Here is a 17,616-nt window from a genome sequence, read left to right as displayed (position 1 = left end):
GGTTCGTTACTTTCAGTTTTGTTCCTGTGGGGAATGTTCCGCTGGTTGCTGCCGGCGGACCCGCCTCCGCCGAGAACGTCACCGTCGACCCCGGGCAAACGGCCTCGGGGACCGCGGCATTGCCGGGTGCCATCGTGGCGACCAATCCGCCTGTCGCCAGAGCTCCCGCGACCAAAGTGAGCACGAGCTTCTTCTTGGAACTCATAGTCCGCTTTCGGGACATGGACACTCCTCGATCCGATGGACGCTGTGCCCCCTGTCCTTCATACGGGCAGGCATCCCAATCGAGAGCTGCCTTGTCAGTGTCTTACAAATTCCTTCAGCCCCGAGGCCTGTGGCGGCAAGGTATCCGGGCCAGGGGTGTTCTTGGCGCGGTAGCCCCGGGCGCGTTGTGCGCTCTGCCGGTGCCCCCTGGTCATCCGGCCGGCGGCCTCCGGAGGTGGAAGTCGACCTCTCTCTCGCGAGGTTGGAGGCCCCAAACCGTGAGTGACGACGTGAGGCGGAGCTTTTCGTCACCGACCGAGGCACCGGCTTCTCCGCGGACCGGCTCTTGCGCTCTCAGCGTGGTGGTGGAGCAAATCGAGCCCACCAGATCTACTCGGCCACCTCGGCGAAGCCCCTCTCAAGGCGAGCTCCGAACACAGCGGGTGCATGGAACGGCAATCGCCGGACATACGGTCGGTACGTCAACCCGTAAGCATCCAGGCCCAGTTCAAATGCAGACACAGTTCAGTAGCCAGCCCGTACGTACACCGAGGAAGTGGGACGACATGCCGCTGACATTCCGCAAGAGTTTCAGGATCCTGCCCGGTGTCCGGCTCAACATCAACCGCAAGTCGTGGTCGATCACCACCGGCGGAGGCAAGCACGGCCCCCGCCGGACCCACAGCAGTACCGGACGCCGAACCACCTCGATCGACCTGCCCGGCCCCTTCGGCTGGCGTAAGACCCGCCGAGGTTGATCCGCGAGCGGGCACCCACCGACTACACGCCCCCGGCGGAACAGGCCGGGGGCGTGGCGCGTGTACGGTCGGTTCCGCGTCGTTGCGTGTTTCCAGGGCGGCGATGTCCCCGTCGTCCAGCAGGCGGCGACCACTGAGCCGTGCCATCGCGTCGCTCTCGCGAGCTTGCCCACGGGTGTGCTGCGCCACGGAGCCCCCCGAGAGGGACGGTAGTCGTCGGCCGATCCCATCGCGGCGACAAGGATGCCCGCCGCCAGATGGCGGTTGCTGGCCCGGCGCGTGACGAAGCTGAGCACCGCTTCGATGTGCTTGAGACCCTCCTGCCCCTCGTCAGACCGTGACGATGCAGAAGGGATGCCCGGCCGGATCGGTGAGGACCCGCCACCTGTCTGCATGGGGTTGGTGGTCCGGCTTGCCTGCGCCGAGCTCCAGCAGCCGGGCCTCGGCCTCGTCCAGGTCCACGACGTCGAAGCAAAGGTGAAGCTGCTGGGGAACGCCCCGATCAGGCCAGGTCGGCGGCTGGTGGTCGTCGACTCGTTGAAAACCGATGAGGAGCCCATCCTCACGGTTGAGACCGGCGAAGTCGGCGTCCGACTTCGGGTGGGGTGTGAGGCCGGTGGCCTGCTGGTAGAACGCGGCCAGCACGAGGGGATCGGGGCAATCGAGCGTTATCGCGCTCAACTTCATTCGCAAGGACATCGGCATCTCCGAGCTGATCAGCAGACTTTCCTGCTGCACACCCTAAGAGCTGGTCCCCGGTCCGGTCTCACGAGACGGCCTGTCAGGTTACGTCCACGTCTGGCTCCGAGACACTCCGCAGTGTCAGTACACGGAGTTGCCTCCACACTCGCGGTGATGGCTGCAAAGGCTTCGAAGTACGCCAGACGGCGTGCCACCGTTCGGCTCGACGCGGGCTCTTTGCGCAGGGCTCGCGGTCATCGCGCCTCTGGGATGAGTCGAGGCACCGTCCCTCGGGACGACGTGATCAGTCCTGTTCCCTCTTCGCCGCGGTCACGTTCTCGATCACGCGGCCGAGTTTGGTCTTGGCCCGGGTCAAGTCCTCGATGCGCGTGGCGATGCGGTCGTGTTCGATGACGAGTTGGTCGAGCATGGCGGGGGTCGCGACGCCGGTGCTCACGCACGGCAGGAGTTCGATGACGGTACGACTGGACAGGCCGGCCGCATAGAGGTCCTGGATGAGCTGGACCCGCTCCAGGGCTTCTTCGGGATACTCACGTTGCCCACCAGGAGTTCGCGCCGATTCCAGGAGCCGCTGCTCCTCGTAGTAACGCAGGGCCCGCACGCTGACCCCTGACCGCCTCGCAAGCTGTCCGATGCGCATGACGTAGGCCATTCCCTTCCCGCTCGCATACCTCACGTTCACGTCAGGTTCAGGCTAGCAAGACTGGCTCCGGGAACAGCCCTTGGAGCCAAGCGAACCGTTGCGGCGCCGGGATTGATCATGCCGCGTTGGTGGACCCAAGAGCATTCACGCGGTTCACGTACGCACGTCAGTCCTCGCATCCTGCCGGGAGCCCGAGCCGGCCCGAGGACACTTGAACGTCGACCGTGGCGGGCGGCGGGATCCCTCCTGGTGGCGCACGCCCCATGCTCACTCCCACCCGCTCGGCCACCACACCCATCCGTGCCTGCCCTCCTCCGATCGGGCGGCACATGGGGCTTGCACCTCACGTCAACGTCAGGTTTTAGAGTGACCGGCGTCGGATGAACACGTCATTCCGGCCCATCGAAGTAAGGCAGACCATCATGCGCGCAGCCCGGTTCCACGAATACGGCGGAGCGGAGAACCTGGTGATCGAGCAGGCCCCCGACCCGCACCCCGGCCCCGGTGAGATTCGTGTCCGCGTCGCTGCGGCCAGTGTCAATCCCATCGACTGGAAACTGCGCTCCGGCGCTCTGCGCCAGATCTTCCCCCTGGACCTGCCCAAGATTCCCGGGCGGGACGGCGCCGGTGTGGTCGACGAGATCGGCGACGGGGTGCAGGGGGTGAGCATCGGAGACCGGGTCTTCGGGCTGGGCGGCGTCACCGGCGCGACCGCGGAGCTGCTCATCCTTTCGGCCTGGGCGCACACCCCCGCCACGTGGAACGACGAGCAGGCCGCCGGTGCCGCCCTGGCGTCGGTGACCGCGATGCGTGGGCTTCAGGCGCTCGGCCCCCTCACGGGGCGCACCCTCCTCATCGAGGGCGCTTCCGGGGGCGTGGGCAGCGCGGCGGTCGAGTTCGCCGTGGCACAAGGCGCCGGGACCGTCATCGGGACGGCGAGCGAACGCAACCACGAGTTCCTCATCTCTCTCGGTGCCGTTCCCACCACCTACGGTCCCGGTCTCGCGCAGCGGATCGCCGCCCTCGCTCCGCACGGTGTGGACATCGTGCTCGACACCGCGGCCTCAGGCTCCCTGGAGGACCTCGTCGCGATCGCGGGCGACCCGAAGCGCGTCGCGACGGTGGCCGATCACGCGGGCGGGCAGCGCCTGGGCACGCATGTGGCCGACGCGGTGAACGACTCCGCACTCCTGTCCGCGGCGGCGGAACTGGGCGGGCAAGGCCGCTACACACCCCGTATCGAACAGGCCTATTCCCTGGAGCGGATCGCCGATGCCCACGCGCATGCCGAGCGCGGACGCACCCGAGGGAAGATCGTGATCTGCATCTGAACAGGCGGGCCTGTATTCGAACCGGCCCGATCCCCACGGCGTCTCGTCGTTGGAATTTCCCTCGACGACTACCGAGTTCCAGGGCAGGCTCAGACTGGCGATCACCGCATCCCGGTCGTATCGCGGTCGCATTCCAACCTTGCGGCGGGGGCGTGGAGACCGGGGGGACCTGTCCCGTCGGTCGGCATCGAGTCAACCCGATAGCTTCTCGCCCTGGCGCTCAGTCAGCATGGTCGCGCGGGACGGAACATGGCGGGCGAGGGCGTGTTCGGTCAAGGTCGAGGAGCAGCGGGTTCGTGTGCTCTGGAAGGGCCGAGTCGTAGGAGTGGGCATGGATGATGGCCAGGTCACGATCAATCTCACGAGTGACGAGGCGCTGGTGTTGTCGGACTGGCTGGAGAAGCTCCAGATGACTGACCTGAGCCGGGTCGTTGGCGACCCGGCGGTCTGGGCGCCGATCCATCGCATCGCCGGGACGCTCGACAAGTCACTCCCCGGGCTGTTCGCGCCCGACTATGACCAGCGGCTTGAGGCTGCTCGTCGACGGCTTCGGCCGGAGGAGGACTGACCGACGGGACTGATCCGTCGCCCGGCCTCTGCCGGTGGCGGGTCGTGGAACGCGCCGTTTGCCGAGCACCGTGAACAGGACGCCGGCCCGGCGTTCGGCGAGGCGTAGCAGGTGACGTCGACGCTCGCGGCAGCCCCAGGGCTGTCACATCGTTGGCCGGGCGCTGGACCGGCTGCCGGTCGGTCCAGGCCCAGCATGCCTTGAGCACGTTCTCGTCACTCGTGCGGGGCCGGTCGGGATCGAGTCGTACGCCGACACATGGCGGGGTGCAAGAGGCTGGAACACCGGCAGCCGCCAGTCCGGAGAGCTTGTGGTCCGGATCGGCTCGTACGGCTCGGCCGTGTGGGGACCCGCTGTCCGTAGACATCGGATTGCGCGGACGATGGCCCGGTCGCCGCGCAGCACGTTACGGCGCGGGCTCCGTGATGCCGATGCCGATGCCGATGCCGAAGTCGAAATCGATGCCGAAGTCGTCCGTCTGCGCCCCGACGGGCAGCGTGGTCCTCGGTTGAGGTCCTCGTAGGCCAGGGCTTCGGCGGATTTCTGTCCGGGCTGCGTTCCAAGCGTGGGCTGTTTTCAGGCTCGACGGGAGGCCGCAGGCGGCGTGTTGTCCCTTTTGTCCTGGATGGTGCACCCGTTCATCGCTCCACTATTGAAAATGACTGTCATCATCATATAAGAATGTGGAGTGCTCACCTCAAGACAAGTGCGGGGCCCCCGGGCGGCCGGATTGCGGCCCTTCGCGCTCACCGCACTCCGGCATCCATCGATCTCCCTTCTTCTGGAGGACCACCGCAACCTGTTGGTCGACCTCCTGGATGGCTTGGGGTCACCGCTGCACATCGTGTTGCCCGAGGTCTTCGAGGAGAACGTCGTCAGGCTCCGGGAGGCGTTCGCCGACGCGGGTGCCGCCGCCGACATCCTGTTCGCCAAGAAGGCGAACAAGGCGGACTGCTACGTCTCGTCGGCCGCCGCCCTCGGCATCGGGGTCGACGTCGCCAGCGCGCCCGAGCTGGTAAAGGCTCTGGCCGGCGGGGTTCCCGGACACCGCATCGGAATATCCGGCCCCGAGAAGGACGACGTGCTGCACGCCCTCGCCGTGCAGCACGGCTGCCTGGTCGCCGTCGACTCGGTCGGTGAACTCCGTCGACTCGCCGCGACCGCGCGTCTCGCCCGGCGGCAGGCCGATGTGCTGCTGCGGTCCCGGACGGCCGGCCAACCCGCGAGCCGCTTCGGCCTGTCACAAGCCGAGCGTGACACCGCCGTTGGCCTGTGCGCGGAACTCGCCCCCCACATCGCCCTCCGCGGCTTCTCCTTCCACCTGAACGGCTACTCCGCGGCCGAACGCGCAACCGCGGCGAACGAGATGATCGAGCATTGCCTGGGCGCCAGACGGCGGGGCTCGCCCTCCGCGGACCTGGTCGACATCGGCGGCGGGCTGCCCGTCCGCTACGTCGAACCGCGGCTCTGGGACGAATTCCTCCGGCAGAACGAACCGGCCCACTACCACGCGGCCAAGGACTTCGCGGGCTTCTACCCCTACGGCGGCCGGCCCGCGGCACAGGCGGTGCGGGTGATCATGGCGCACCCGGTCGACGGCAGCGAGAGCCTGGCGGCGAAGGCGCGGCGCAGCGGCGTCCGGTTCCTCGCGGAGCCCGGCCGGGCGTTGCTGGACCAGGCCGGATTCACGATGTACCGCGTGCAGCAGGTGGACGACCGGCGCGACACCGACGGGTACGGGATCGTCACCGTCGCGGGCAGCAGTTTCAGCCTCTCCGAGCAATGGTTCAACAGCGACTACGCGCCCGACCCCCTGCTGCTGTCCGCCCGGCCCGCCCCGGACGAGCTGTTCCCGGCATGCGTCGCCGGCTCGACCTGTCTGGAGAGCGACCTGCTGACCTGGCGGAAGATCGGCTTCCCGCGGCCCGTGCACCGGGGTGACCGCCTGGTCTACCTCAACACCGCGGGCTACCAGATGGACTCCAACGAATCGCCGTTCCACGACGTGGCCCTGCCGCGGAAGGTCGTACTCAGGGTCGGCGACGGTGACGGCACGCCACGCTGGCGGTTGGACGGCATCTGATGCGACGTCACGCCCGCTGTTGAGACAGCAAGCAGCACACACCACACACCACACAGCAGATGAAGGAGAAATCCGAATGACACGGAGCTACGCACCCCCCGGGCAGTTGTGGCTGCTGCCGCAGTCCGAGCAGGAAGGCCTGGACCTCGACCGCCGGCAGTTGATCACGGTGGTCGAGCAGGCCTACCGCGCCCTGCGGGAAGGCGGCTCGGACAACCCGGTGAAGACGGTCATCGGCGGGGGCGATCACCGTTCACTGAGCTACTCGATGGTGGCCAGGGACGCCGGTAGCGAGACCGTCTGCTTCAAGGCCGTCCACGAGCACGACCCGCGCCGAAGCCGCGACGCCTACAGCTTCCACTCGTTCGTCTTCCTCGTGGACGACACCACCGGAGCCCCCATCGCGCTGATGGACGTCGTGAAGCTCGGCCCGCTCCGTTCCTCGGCCACCACCGCGCTGTTCGCCCGCGCGGCCCGCCCGGACGCCCGCAGCGCCCTGGTCGTCGGCACCGGCGTACAGGCGCAGGCGGCTCTGCCGATGCTGCTCGCGGCCCTGCCCGGGCTGGAACGGCTGCAGGTGTTCGGCACCTACCGCGAGGGCCTGCGTGCCGTCCAGGAGAGCGCCGGTGGCCGTGACGTCGAGATCGTCGGGGATCTACGGGAGGCGACGGGAGGAGCGGACATCGTCATCGGCGCCTCCGGCCTGTCCGCCTCGCAGGAGGTTCGCCGGGACTGGATGAAGCCGGGCGCGGTCGCGGTCCTCCTCGGATACGGGATACACGCCGACGTGTGCCACCGGGCGGACTACCGGATCGCCACCGACACCAACCAGATGCACGCCACCTGCGAAGACCTCCGGGGTGACGACGGCCGCCTGCCGTCGGTGGACGCCCAACTGCCGGACATCCTGCTCGGTCGGGCTCCCGCCCGCCGCCACCCCGACGACGTGGTCTTCGCCTACAACAGCGGCATGGCGGTCACCGACGCCGCACTCGGCCGGTACATGGCCGACCTTGCGCAGGCGGCCGGGCGCGGGGAAAAGGTCAACTTCTGGTGAACACCGACACACCCGATATACCCGACACACACGCCACACCCGACACGACCGGCACACCCGACACGACTGGTACACCGGGGACGACCGGTACACCCGACACGACCGGTACACCCGACACCGCGCGGACGGGCGCCGCCTGGTGGGTCCACAACTCGCGGCCACTGCTCAAGCTCGCGCTCCCGCTTATCCTGACCAATTTCGCCTACGTCGCGCTGACGACGGTGGACATCGTCATGCTGGGCAGGCTCGGTGCGGCCGAGATCGCCGCGGCCGGCCTGGCCATCGCATTGTTCAACCAACTGCGCACCACCGGAACCGGCCTGGTCACCGGGGTGAGCAACCTCGTGGTGCAAGCGCGGGTGCAGGGCGACCGGCAGCGCGTCGGCGCGCTCCTGTTCGCCGGGTTCTTCTGGGCCACCGTCTGCGGGCTGGTGTTCTGTGCGGCGCTCCTGCTGGCCGGCCCGCTGCTCGTCCTGCTGGGCCAGGACCCGGCGGTGGTCGACAAGGCGGGCGAGTTCCTGATGATCCTCGCGCCCGGCATGCTGCCCTGCCTGTGGTTCCAGAACCTGCGGCACTTCACCACCGGCCTCAAGCGCCCCGGGCCCCTCCTGGCCATCACCCTGGCTTCCATCGGCGTGACCATCGGACTGAACTACGTACTGATCCACGGCAAATTGGGCCTACCCGCCTTCGGATTCACCGGCGTCGCGATCGCCACCGTCACGGTGTTCCTGCTGTCCTTCCTGGCTTTCGTCGTGGTGATCCTCCGCGACGACGTCCTGCGCCCGTTCCTCACCTCGCCGGACGCGCGGCGCTGGAACGGGGACGCGGTCCGCTCCGTCTGGCGCCTGGGCCTGCCGATCTCGGGCACCTATGCCTCCGAGGCCGGATTCTTCAGCGTGCTCACCCTGATCATCGGCACCCTCGGCGTCGACGCGCTGGCCGCGCAGACGGTGCTGAACCAGATCGTCTACATCGTCTTCATGGTCTCGGCGGGGCTGTCGCACGCCGCGTCGATCCAGATCAGCGAGGCCGCCGGTGGCGGCGACTACACGACGGCACGCCGTACGGGACTCCTAGGCACCGGCTGGGGAGTGATCGCGACGCTCGCGGTCGCCGTCGCGTACCTGACGGTTCCGGACCCGATCGTGTCGCTGTTCCTCCCGGCCGAACACGCCGGCAACGCCGACGTCATCGCACTGGCCGCCACCGGACTGCTGATCGCCGCCCTCATGCAGGTCTTCGACGCCGCGCAGAACATCGGCAACGGCATCCTGCGCGGCGTCGGCGACACGGTCGGGCCGTTCCGGATCTCCCTCGTCGGCTACTGGCTGATCGGACTGCCCGCGGGCTACCTCCTCGGGGTGACCGCCGACCAGGGGGTCGAAGGCGTCTGGATCGGCCAGACCATCGGCCTCGCGGCCACCGCCGCCATCCTGTTGGCCGCCTTCCTGCGTCGCGTCGACCGGCTCCACCGAGAGACGTCCGCCCCATCCGTCCAGGAACCGGAGCCGTCATGAAGCAAGCCCTGCGACTCGCCGGATCCGCCTCCTTGATACGCGGGGAGGTGGCGGGCCTGCCCCGCTACGATCCCGGCGCCGGTGCGGACGAGGTGGCCGTGCTCAGCGGCGGCCGCCGCGTGATCAAACTCTCCAACAACGAGAGTCCGTACGGGACCTCCCCGGCGGTCGCCGAAGCCGTCCGCCGGGGGTTGGCCGACGGAGTCTCCCGCTACCCGGACCCCACAGGGAAAAGACTGGCCGAGGCCATCGGGAGGAGCCTGGACGTGCCCGCCGAGCACGTCGTGCTCGGCAACGGCTCGGAGAACATCCTGGAGCTGCTGTGCCAGGCCGTACTCGATCCGGGCGACCTCGTGGTCACCCAGGCACCCGGGTTCAGCCTGCACGAGATCTTCCCCCGCGTCATGGGCGCCCGGGTCGAAAAGGTCCCGGTCACGGCCGAATTCGGATTCGACGCGGCCGCCTGGCGCGACGCGCTGGCAGCAGGCCCCAAACTCGTCTTCCTCGCCAACCCGTGCAACCCGACCGGCGCGATGCTCCGTGCCGGCCAACTGGAGCGCGTACTGGCCGACACCCCGGAGTCGGCCCTGCTGGTGCTCGACGAAGCGTACGGGGAGTTCGCCCGTACCGACCCGGACTACCCCGACGGGCTGGAGGTCCTGCGCGCACTGGACCGGCCCTGGATCGTGCTGCGCACCTTCTCCAAGGCCTACGGCCTGGCCGGCCTGCGGGTGGGATACGGGATCGCCTCGGACGCCGCCCTGGTCCAGGCCCTGGACCGGGTCCGGACCCCCTACAACGTCAACCATCCCGCCCAGGAAGCCGCCGTCGCTGCGCTGGGGGACCACGCGCACCTGGCCGACACCGTCCGCCGTACCGGTCTGGAGATCGACAGGGTCACCGAGCGGTTGCGCGGCGCGGGACTGCGTGTGGTCCCGTCCTCGACCAACTTCCTTTTCATCGACACCGGACTTCGCTCCGAGCGGGTGGCCCAAGAGCTGCATCGCGCCGGAATCATCGTCAAGGCGTGGCGCGAACCGGGATACGAGAACTACATCCGAGCCTCTCTGTCGACCCGCGGGGACAACGACGTCTTCGTGCGCTGTCTGACGGAAATCTGCGCGAAAGGCACCTCATGATCAAGAGCAAGGTGTCCGATCTGATCGGGCGAACACCCCTGCTGAAGCTGTCGGTTCCGGACGGCTCGGCAACCGTCCTGCTGAAATTGGAGCAGTACAACCCCACCGGCACCGCCAAGATCCGGATGGCCAGGAACATGGTGGACGAGGCGGAGGCGGCGGGTCTGCTCACCCCCGGCGGGTGGCTGGTCGAATCCACCTCCGGCAACACCGGGCTCGGCCTGGCGCTCATAGCCGCCGAACGCGGCTACAAGTTCACCGCCGTGGTGGACAACCACTCCAGCACGGACAAGCTGCGCGGCATGCGCGCGTACGGCGCCGACATCCTCAACGTCGCCGGGGACGAGGGGGGCCTCGCCACCGCGGAACGCGACACCGTCGCCGAGCGACTCGCCGCCGATCACGGCGCGTACTGGACCGCGCAGCACCGCAATCAAGGGAACCCCAACGGCTACCGGCCGCTCGCCCGCGAACTGCACGACGACCTCGGTGACGGCATCGACTACCTGTACGGGGCCGTCGGCACCGGCGGTTCGCTCTGCGGCACCGGCCGCGCCCTGCGCGAACGCATCCCGAACCTGCGGGTCATCGGCGTGGAGCCCGTCGGCTCGGTGGTCTTCGGCGGCAAGGGCGCTCCCTACCACCAGTCCGGCACCGGTACGCCCGAAGGCTCGGAGATCGGCGGCGTCGTCGACTACGAAGTGATCGACAGCGGGATCAAGGCCGGCGACTCGGAGGCCTTCGAAACCTGCCGCTACCTGGCCAGGAACTTCGGCATCCTGATCGGCGGTTCGGCGGGAGGCGTGGTCTACAAGGCTTTGGAGCAGGCGCGGAGCGCCGGGCCCGAGGCCACCATCGTCGTACTGGTCTGCGACGGCGGCGACAAGTACCTCGACACCGTGTTCAACGACGACTGGATGGCGGCCAACGGCCTGTTCGACGAGCAGGTCGTCCACCGGCTCGCCGCGATGTTGCGCTGACTCCCGCCCCGACGGCCCGTCCCTCCTGTGACGTGTTCCTCGACCGGCCCCGCCGGGCGGTCCGCCCGACCTGCCGGCACCCTTCCGCCCCGACCACGAATGGGTACCTCCCTGCAATGAAAACGAAAATGATGTCCATAACCGTTACGGTCGTGGCTGCGCTCGCGATCGCCGGGTGCACGTCGGACCCGGCCACCGACGCCGGCGAGCAGTCGAAGGCGGCGGGGACGCGCGCGACGACCTACCCGCTCACCATCAAGAACTGCGGGATCGACGTGACCTACAAGGCCGCCCCGAAGAAGGTCGTCACCCTGAACCAGACCGCCGCCGAGATCCTCATCCATCTGGGGGTGGCCGACCGAATCGCCGGATCGGGCTACCAGATCGAAAAGACACCGGACGCGATCGCCGAGCAGTACAAGAAGATTCCCCTGCTGTCCGCGCCCGGGCAGGAGATCAAGCACGAGAAGCTGCTGGAAGCACAGCCGGACTTCGTCTACGGCTCCTTCGCGAGCATGTTCACCGCGGAGCAGACCGGCGACCGGGAGCAACTGCACGACCTGGGAGTCCCCACCTACCTGACCGAGTTCGACTGCTCGTCCCACGAGAGCGTGACCGGCGCGAACTTCGACATGATGTACGAGGAGTACCGCCGGCTCGGCAGGATCATGGGCGTGCCCGCCGCCGGAGAGAAACTGGCCACCGAACAGCGGGCCGTGGTGGACAAGGCACTGGGCGCCGTCAAGAAGCGGGACACTCCGCTGAAGGTGATGTGGTTCTACTCCACCTACGAGGGCACTCCCTGGGCAGCGGGACCCGGCGGTCTGCCACAGCACATCTCGGAACTCGTCGGTGTCCAGAACGTCTTCGCCGACGCGAAGACCAAGTGGGCCGAAGTCAGCTGGGACGAGGTCGCCGCCAGGAACCCCGATGTCATCATCCTGGCCGACCTGACCCGAGGCGAACCCAACGACACCGCCAAGGAGAAGATCGACCTGCTCAAGAAGGACCCCCTCACCAGCAACCTCGCCGCGGTCAAGGGCGACCGGTTCATCTCCATCCCCGGCACCCACATGGACCCCGGCTACGGCAGCGCGTCCGTCGTTCCCGCGCTGGTCGACAGCCTCAACAAACTCGGCTGAGCGGTGACCACCATGACGACGAACTCAGAAGACATGACGACCCGGACCGCCGGCAGTCCGATCACCGGCCGTGAAAAGGCGCCGGTGCGCCGGCGACGCGCCACGACGGCCGCCCTCTTCTTCTTCGCCGGGCTCGGGTTGCTGGTGTCGGTCGTCGCCGCGTCGCTGTTCGGGAGCGCCGACATCGGGCCCCTCGATGTCGTCTCCACGATTCTGCGGCACGTCGGTCTGGGCGGCATCGCCCCGAACCCACCACTACCGGGGCTGCTGGACGCACTGATCTGGGAGTCGCGCTTCCCCAGGGTGCTGCTGGCCGCTGCCGTCGGCATGGCCCTGGCGGTCTCGGGCGCGGTCCTGCAAGCGGTCACGAGGAACCCCCTGGCCGACCCCTACCTGCTCGGGGTCTCTTCCGGCGCCTCCACCGGCGCGGTCGCCGTACTCCTGCTGGGCATCGGCGGCAGTATCTCCCTCTCCACCGGAGCCTTCGTCGGCGGCCTGGTCTCCTTCGGACTGCTGATGGTCCTGCTCGGCGGAGGACGCGTCGCCGGCCCTTCCCGCGTGGTGCTCACCGGCGTGCTCGTATCCCAGTTCTTCGCCGCGGTCACCTCGGTCGTCCTCATGGTCGGCGGAGACGCGAACTCCACCCGCGGCTTCACCTACTGGCTGCTCGGCACGCTCGGGGGCGCCCGGTGGGAAGGGGTGACCGTAACCGTCGTGATCATCCTGATCGGGGTGGCGGCCGTGCAGTTCTTCGCTCCCGCCCTGGATGCCTTCACCTTCGGATGGGACTCCGCCGCCGCCCTCGGCATCAACGTCACGGCGGCCCGCATCTGGCTGATGGTGCTGACCTCGGTCATCACGGCGGCCGCCGTGGCGGCCTCCGGCGCGATCGGCTTCATCGGGCTGCTCATCCCTCATGCCGTCCGCATCCTGGCAGGTCCGATGCACCGCTCCCTGCTCCCCATGTCCGCGATCGTCGGCGCCATCTTCCTCATCTGGGTGGACGTGTTCGCAAGGACAGCGTTCTCGCCCCACGAACTGCCCGCCGGGGTCATCACCGCGCTCCTCGGCGCACCCGCCTTCGCGCTGGTCCTGAAGCGTCTGGAGTCCTGATGGGCCGCATCACCACCACCCGACTCTCATGGTCGGTCAACGGCCACCGACTGCTCGACGACATCGAGATGGAAGCCCACGAAGGGAAGACCGTAGGACTCCTCGGCCCCAACGGATCGGGCAAGTCGACACTGCTGCGCCTGCTCGCCGGCCTGCGCCGCCCCGACACCGGCACCATCCGATACGACGACACCGACCTCGGCGACCTCGGCCGCCGGATGCTGGCCCGACGGCTCGCCGTCGTCGAACAGGACGTGTCCGCCCACCACCACGTCAACGTCCGACAGGTCGTGGAACTCGGCCGCACCCCCTTCCGCGGCCGCTTCGACGCCCTGACCGAACACGACCGGCGGATCGTCGACGCGGCGTTGCGACGCGCCGACATCACCGACAAGCAGCACCGGATCTGGCACACCCTTTCCGGAGGGGAGAAACAGCGCACGCAACTCGCCCGCGCCCTGGCCCAGGAGCCCCGGGAGATCCTGCTCGACGAACCCACCAACCACCTCGACATACGCCACCAGCTCGAACTCCTCGACCTGCTGGCCACCCTGGACGCCACCTGCGTCGTGGCCCTGCACGACCTCAACCTCGCCGCCCGGTACTGCGACCACGTCGTCGTCCTGGACCACGGCCGGGTCGCGGCAGCGGGCGCACCGGCGGACGTGCTGACCCCGGACCTGATCCGGTCCGTCTACGGCGTCGACGTGCTCGTCGACCGCGAGCCCACCACCGGCACCCTCCGCATCACCTACCTGGCTTCCACAGCCGCGCGACCGACCGCACGGGAGGCGACTCGACTCGACCTCCGGTAGGACCCATCAGCTGCCGGCCGTCCCTCAAGGGCTGTCCCCGTAGGGGAGGGTGTTCCCTCGCGGTGGGGGCCGTCGAGAGCGAGCGGTGCTGAGCGAACAACCAGGTCGACGTGGATCGGTGCGATATCCGATCATGTGTTCATGCCTCTGAACGAGACCCTTGCCCGAGTGGACGCGGACCTGGCCGCCGGCCGGGTTCCCGTCGCGCGCCAGCGTCTGCGCGGCCTCGTCTCGTCCTTCCCGCACGACCTGACGCTCCGTCGGCGTCTGGGCGAGGTGTACCGGCTCCACGGCGATGTCACCCAGGCCGGACGCTGGATGTACCTCGAAGAGGACCGCGACGTCGACGAGACCGTCGCCTTCGAAGCGCGGTACGGGGCTCCGTGGTGGCGGATGAAGGCCCTCGCCTGGCGCGGCCCCGAGGCGATGGCTGCCACCTCCTTCGCGGAGAAGCAGCTGGTCGCAGCGCGGACCGCCTGCGCCGAGGAGCTGGGGCACCCCGTCGACTGGGACGACCCCGCCTCCTACCTGGACGGCCTGGAGGAGAAGTACGAGGAGGCCCCCTCCGAGCCGTGGACGGTCGGCGGCGTGCTGGCCGTCGGCGGCTTCCTGGTGGGGGTCCTCGCGTTCCTCGCGATCTGGGTGAACGGAGTCGTCGCCCTCTTCGACCGACCCCGATCGCCAAGCGGCCGGCCGGGGGAGCCGCCCCGGCTTCCCCACGTTGCTCCACGGGACCGGGCGAGCCTTGCGCAGGCCGAACGGTCAGCGCCGCGGCGAACGGGAACTCACAGCGTCCTGGCCGTCCGCAAAGCGTCGGCCAGCGCCTGCGGGGTGCGGGTCGACAGGTAGACGTACGGGGTCGGGTCGGCCGGGTCGCTGTTCTCGATGCGGACCGCCCCTGTGACGAAGCTGCGCATCAGCATGTGGGCGCGCAGGTCCGCCTTGTACGTCCGCCAGGCCCGTGCTTCCTCGCCCTCCATGACGTGCACCTCGCCCAGCGCGCCGAGCGGGATCCGTGCGTCGTCGGCGACCAGCAGTCCGCCGGTGACCCGGATGCGGGAGGAGCCCTGGGCGCTGACCCACAGGCAGGAGATGAGGGTGCCGACGGCGAATCCGCCGAGGGCGGCGAGGCCCCCGTACGGCATGACGATGAGGGCCGTGGCGAAGCCGACCGCCACCGCGATCAGCCACCAGGTGCGTGGCGCGGTGAGCCGTTCGTCGTAGGTGAGCGGCACGGGTGAGGTCATGGGCGAGGTCATGGGGGCGGGTCCTTGCTCGTGCGGGAAGGCGGTGGTCGGTGGGTCGGCGGGCCCGGCCCCGCTCACTCGGCGAGCCGTTCGTCGATCAACGCCTTGAACGCCTCGTAGGTGCGGGGCGTGCGGATGCGCTCGCCGTCGAGGAAGAAGGTGGGGGTTCCCTGCACGTTCAGGCCCATGCCGTCCCTCTGGTCGGCCTTGACGCGTTCCTCGGTGGCCGGGTCCTGCACATCGGTGTCGTAGGCGTTCATGTCCAGACCGAGTTGCTCCGCGAAGGTACGGAAGAGGTCCGCCCGGGAGTCCTGGAGCTCGCCCCATTCCTTCTGCGTGGCGAACATCTTCCCGTACATGTCCTCGAACCTGCCCTGCCGCGCCGCGGCCTCGACGGCGACGGCCGCGGTCCGGCTGTTGCGGTGGCCGGGCATCGGGAAGTAGCGGGCCACGAAGGTGATGCGGTCGCCGTACTCCGCGCGGAGCCTCTCGACCGTCGGATGGACGGCTCCGCACGCCTCGCACTCGAAGTCCAGGAACTCCACCAGGGTCATCTCACTGCTCCGCGGAGTGGTCAGCCGATGGCTGTCCTCACGCACGACCCGCGCCTCACCCGCGGAGGGCAGGGGTGGAGCCGCCGTGGTCGAGTCGTCCGGCTTGACCAGCAGGAACGTCCCGAAGGCGGCAGCCAGGACCACCACGACGGCAACGACGGCCAGCAGGTTCTTCTTGAGTCTCGTCATGATTCCTCTACTCGGTTCGGTCTTCGGCCGGGTGGGCTCGATAGCCGGCAGGCCGGCCTGCCCGCCCGTGCGGACGGCGGTCGCGGGCGTGCAGGCTCGCCAGGTACGCGTTGTAGGCGGCCAGCGGATCCCCGGCGCACCACGAGAAGGACGCCACCGGCACAGACACCCGCTACGAGCAGCACCCGGAGGAACAGTGCGTTGAAGCCGTACGACGAGGACCGGGCACCGGGCGTCGCCGCCGACGCACTCGCGGCCGAAGCACCGGGCGTCGGGGAAGGCATCGGCGAAGGCGTCCGCGAAGGCGTCCGCGAAGGCGTCCGCGAAGACTGCGTGGAGCTCGGTGCGGCCGGGACCGCGGACCGCACGGTGAAGCTGTAGGAACCGGACACGGGATGACCGTCGGCCGAGACCACCCGGTAGCCGACGGTGTACCTGCCCGCAGGCAGACCCGCCTTGACCACCAACACCGCGTTCCTGCCGTCGACCTGCGGCTCCCCGGCGCCCGCCGGCGATCCGTCCGCAGTGGTCAGGGCCACCTTGGCGTACTCCTGCGTCATCGGGTCGCTGAAGGTCAGCCCGATGCTCGGAGGCAACGCCTCCAGCGTCTCGCCGTCGGCCGGAGTACTGGCAGTGAGGTCGGTGTGCGCGGACGCGGCCGGAGCCCCGACCCAGAGCAACGCCGCGCTCAGGGGTACGACGAGGGTGCGTGCCGCCACACGGGCGGCACGCCGGGAAAAGGCATGCATGAAAAGGAGAGGTCTCTCTGTGCTTGCCCGGACCAGCCGGAGCAGGACACGCCACCGCCCGCGGACGGCCCCTCCACCCGGCCGCTAGGCCACGCGGAAACCTCCGCCGGACGACAGCCCGGTCGTCGGGAGAGGGGCACGCCACGACACGGCGCGCCCGGCCCGCGGTGGAGCGCGTCCGGCGCGCAGCCGGACCACGATCGCCGACGGCGGCATCGCGCCCGGCTCCAGATCCCGCAGGGCCGCCTTCGGCCCGATGCCCGCGGGCAGCAGCGGCCACACGAACATCAGCAGGGCGCGCAGCGCATCGAGGACGGGCTCGCCGTGCCACAGCAGTCTCTCGGTCAGCCCGAACAGACGCGCGGTCAGGACCAGCATGACCAGGTGTCCGGCGAAGAAGGCCTCCGGCGGAACACCGGCCGCCGAAGCATGCTCGATCACGGCCAGGGGCCCCCGAGAACCGGCCACCGCCGCACAGGCACCCGGCAGCGAGTACGCCGCGTGGTACGCCAGCTGAGCGCCGGTCAGGGCCGCCATGAGTTGGGTGTCGGAGAGCTTGTGCCGGGTCAGCAACACCGCGCCGGGCACCGCGATCGCGGCCATGCCCAGCAGCAAGGCCCAGCGCGGCAAGTGTCCCTGCGCGAGAAGGTGGCCCGCCCACGGCAGCAGTACGCACAATGCCGCCAGGGCGCCGGCCCGCAGACCGCGCACCACTCCGCCGGCCGGCGAAGGCCGCCGCGACAGGAAGGTGACGGACATGGGCTGCTGCACTTTCGAGGAGATCTTGCGGAAGTGGACCTGCGACTCACGCAGAAGCGGAGG

Annotated in this window: 17 protein-coding genes and 3 pseudogenes; 13 read left to right on the top strand and 7 right to left on the bottom strand. The window is 69.1% G+C overall.

What is annotated here, in order from left to right:
• Nucleotides 1–205 (bottom strand): annotated as a pseudogene (locus ACFVS6_RS15050) (hypothetical protein); the annotation flags it as partial.
• A gap of 565 nt (nucleotides 206–770) precedes the next feature.
• Here ACFVS6_RS15050 and ACFVS6_RS15045 point away from each other — a divergent pair.
• Entirely contained in the window at nucleotides 771–962 is a 192-nt protein-coding gene (locus tag ACFVS6_RS15045; protein ID WP_389703937.1) for a DUF4236 domain-containing protein, read from the top strand.
• A gap of 330 nt (nucleotides 963–1,292) precedes the next feature.
• On the opposite strand, the gene ACFVS6_RS15040 is transcribed toward ACFVS6_RS15045, so the two are convergent.
• Both ACFVS6_RS15040 and ACFVS6_RS15035 read right to left on the bottom strand, forming a co-directional pair.
• Nucleotides 1,293–1,661 (bottom strand): VOC family protein, encoded by a 369-nt coding sequence (locus ACFVS6_RS15040; RefSeq protein ID WP_389704196.1) that lies wholly within the window; start codon nucleotides 1,659–1,661, stop codon nucleotides 1,293–1,295.
• A 286-nt stretch (nucleotides 1,662–1,947) separates the two neighbouring features.
• Entirely contained in the window at nucleotides 1,948–2,304 is a 357-nt protein-coding gene (locus tag ACFVS6_RS15035; RefSeq protein WP_389703935.1) for a MerR family transcriptional regulator, read from the bottom strand.
• Between the two features lie 425 nt (nucleotides 2,305–2,729).
• Here ACFVS6_RS15035 and ACFVS6_RS15030 point away from each other — a divergent pair, with 425 nt between their 5' ends.
• The 11 genes and pseudogenes from ACFVS6_RS15030 to ACFVS6_RS14980 all read left to right on the top strand — a co-directional run.
• Nucleotides 2,730–3,638 (top strand): NADP-dependent oxidoreductase, encoded by a 909-nt coding sequence (locus ACFVS6_RS15030; protein WP_389703934.1) that lies wholly within the window; start codon nucleotides 2,730–2,732, stop codon nucleotides 3,636–3,638.
• Nucleotides 3,639–3,969: 331 nt separating this feature from the next.
• Nucleotides 3,970–4,206 (top strand): hypothetical protein, encoded by a 237-nt coding sequence (locus ACFVS6_RS15025; protein ID WP_389703933.1) that lies wholly within the window; start codon nucleotides 3,970–3,972, stop codon nucleotides 4,204–4,206.
• A 688-nt stretch (nucleotides 4,207–4,894) separates the two neighbouring features.
• Entirely contained in the window at nucleotides 4,895–6,289 is a 1,395-nt protein-coding gene (locus ACFVS6_RS15020) for an alanine racemase (RefSeq protein ID WP_389703931.1), read from the top strand.
• 76 nt (nucleotides 6,290–6,365) lie between these two features.
• The gene (locus ACFVS6_RS15015) at nucleotides 6,366–7,346 is read left to right on the top strand and encodes an ornithine cyclodeaminase (protein WP_389703929.1); all 981 of its coding nucleotides are present in this window, start codon (nucleotides 6,366–6,368) and stop codon (nucleotides 7,344–7,346) included.
• Nucleotides 7,343–8,866 (top strand): MATE family efflux transporter, encoded by a 1,524-nt coding sequence (locus tag ACFVS6_RS15010; protein WP_389703927.1) that lies wholly within the window; start codon nucleotides 7,343–7,345, stop codon nucleotides 8,864–8,866. The genes ACFVS6_RS15015 and ACFVS6_RS15010 overlap by 4 nt, the downstream gene beginning before the upstream one ends.
• Nucleotides 8,863–10,005 carry a histidinol-phosphate transaminase gene (hisC, locus tag ACFVS6_RS15005; RefSeq protein WP_389703925.1) on the top strand — a complete coding sequence of 381 codons (1,143 nt, stop codon included), beginning with the start codon at nucleotides 8,863–8,865 and terminating at the stop codon, nucleotides 10,003–10,005. The genes ACFVS6_RS15010 and hisC overlap by 4 nt, the downstream gene beginning before the upstream one ends.
• Nucleotides 10,002–10,985 carry a PLP-dependent cysteine synthase family protein gene (locus ACFVS6_RS15000; RefSeq protein ID WP_389703924.1) on the top strand — a complete coding sequence of 328 codons (984 nt, stop codon included), beginning with the start codon at nucleotides 10,002–10,004 and terminating at the stop codon, nucleotides 10,983–10,985. The genes hisC and ACFVS6_RS15000 overlap by 4 nt, the downstream gene beginning before the upstream one ends.
• A 152-nt stretch (nucleotides 10,986–11,137) precedes the next feature.
• Nucleotides 11,138–12,127, top strand: a complete 990-nt coding sequence (locus tag ACFVS6_RS14995; RefSeq protein ID WP_389703922.1) for an ABC transporter substrate-binding protein — start codon at nucleotides 11,138–11,140, stop codon at nucleotides 12,125–12,127.
• Between the two features lie 84 nt (nucleotides 12,128–12,211).
• Nucleotides 12,212–13,240 carry a FecCD family ABC transporter permease gene (locus tag ACFVS6_RS14990; RefSeq protein ID WP_389704194.1) on the top strand — a complete coding sequence of 343 codons (1,029 nt, stop codon included), beginning with the start codon at nucleotides 12,212–12,214 and terminating at the stop codon, nucleotides 13,238–13,240.
• Nucleotides 13,240–14,055, top strand: a complete 816-nt coding sequence (locus ACFVS6_RS14985; protein ID WP_389703921.1) for an ABC transporter ATP-binding protein — start codon at nucleotides 13,240–13,242, stop codon at nucleotides 14,053–14,055. The genes ACFVS6_RS14990 and ACFVS6_RS14985 overlap by 1 nt, the downstream gene beginning before the upstream one ends.
• 141 nt (nucleotides 14,056–14,196) lie before the next feature.
• Nucleotides 14,197–14,724 (top strand): annotated as a pseudogene (locus tag ACFVS6_RS14980) (DUF6584 family protein); the annotation flags it as partial.
• 116 nt (nucleotides 14,725–14,840) lie between these two features.
• On the opposite strand, the gene ACFVS6_RS14975 reads toward ACFVS6_RS14980, so the two are convergent.
• Both ACFVS6_RS14975 and ACFVS6_RS14970 read right to left on the bottom strand, forming a co-directional pair.
• Nucleotides 14,841–15,314, bottom strand: coding sequence for a DUF3093 domain-containing protein (locus ACFVS6_RS14975; RefSeq protein WP_389703919.1), 474 nt, complete (start codon nucleotides 15,312–15,314; stop codon nucleotides 14,841–14,843).
• Nucleotides 15,315–15,376: 62 nt separating this feature from the next.
• The gene (locus tag ACFVS6_RS14970; protein WP_389703917.1) at nucleotides 15,377–16,045 is read right to left on the bottom strand and encodes a DsbA family protein; all 669 of its coding nucleotides are present in this window, start codon (nucleotides 16,043–16,045) and stop codon (nucleotides 15,377–15,379) included.
• A 201-nt stretch (nucleotides 16,046–16,246) separates the two neighbouring features.
• On the opposite strand from ACFVS6_RS14970, the gene ACFVS6_RS14965 reads away from it, so the two are divergent.
• Nucleotides 16,247–16,426, top strand: a complete 180-nt coding sequence (locus tag ACFVS6_RS14965; RefSeq protein WP_389704205.1) for a hypothetical protein — start codon at nucleotides 16,247–16,249, stop codon at nucleotides 16,424–16,426.
• A 44-nt stretch (nucleotides 16,427–16,470) separates the two neighbouring features.
• Here ACFVS6_RS14965 and ACFVS6_RS14960 read toward each other — a convergent pair.
• Nucleotides 16,471–16,794: pseudogene (locus tag ACFVS6_RS14960) on the bottom strand (copper resistance protein CopC); the annotation flags it as partial.
• Nucleotides 16,795–16,878: 84 nt separating this feature from the next.
• Nucleotides 16,879–17,553 carry a hypothetical protein gene (locus tag ACFVS6_RS14955; protein WP_389703916.1) on the bottom strand — a complete coding sequence of 225 codons (675 nt, stop codon included), beginning with the start codon at nucleotides 17,551–17,553 and terminating at the stop codon, nucleotides 16,879–16,881.
• Nucleotides 17,554–17,616: the final 63 nt, after the last annotated feature.

The organism is Streptomyces sp. NPDC057939 (genome assembly GCF_042887545.1).
Lineage (GTDB): Bacteria > Actinomycetota > Actinomycetes > Streptomycetales > Streptomycetaceae > Streptomyces.
Note: the sequence above shows the minus strand (reverse complement) of the source record. Positions and strands in the feature narration are given on the sequence as shown.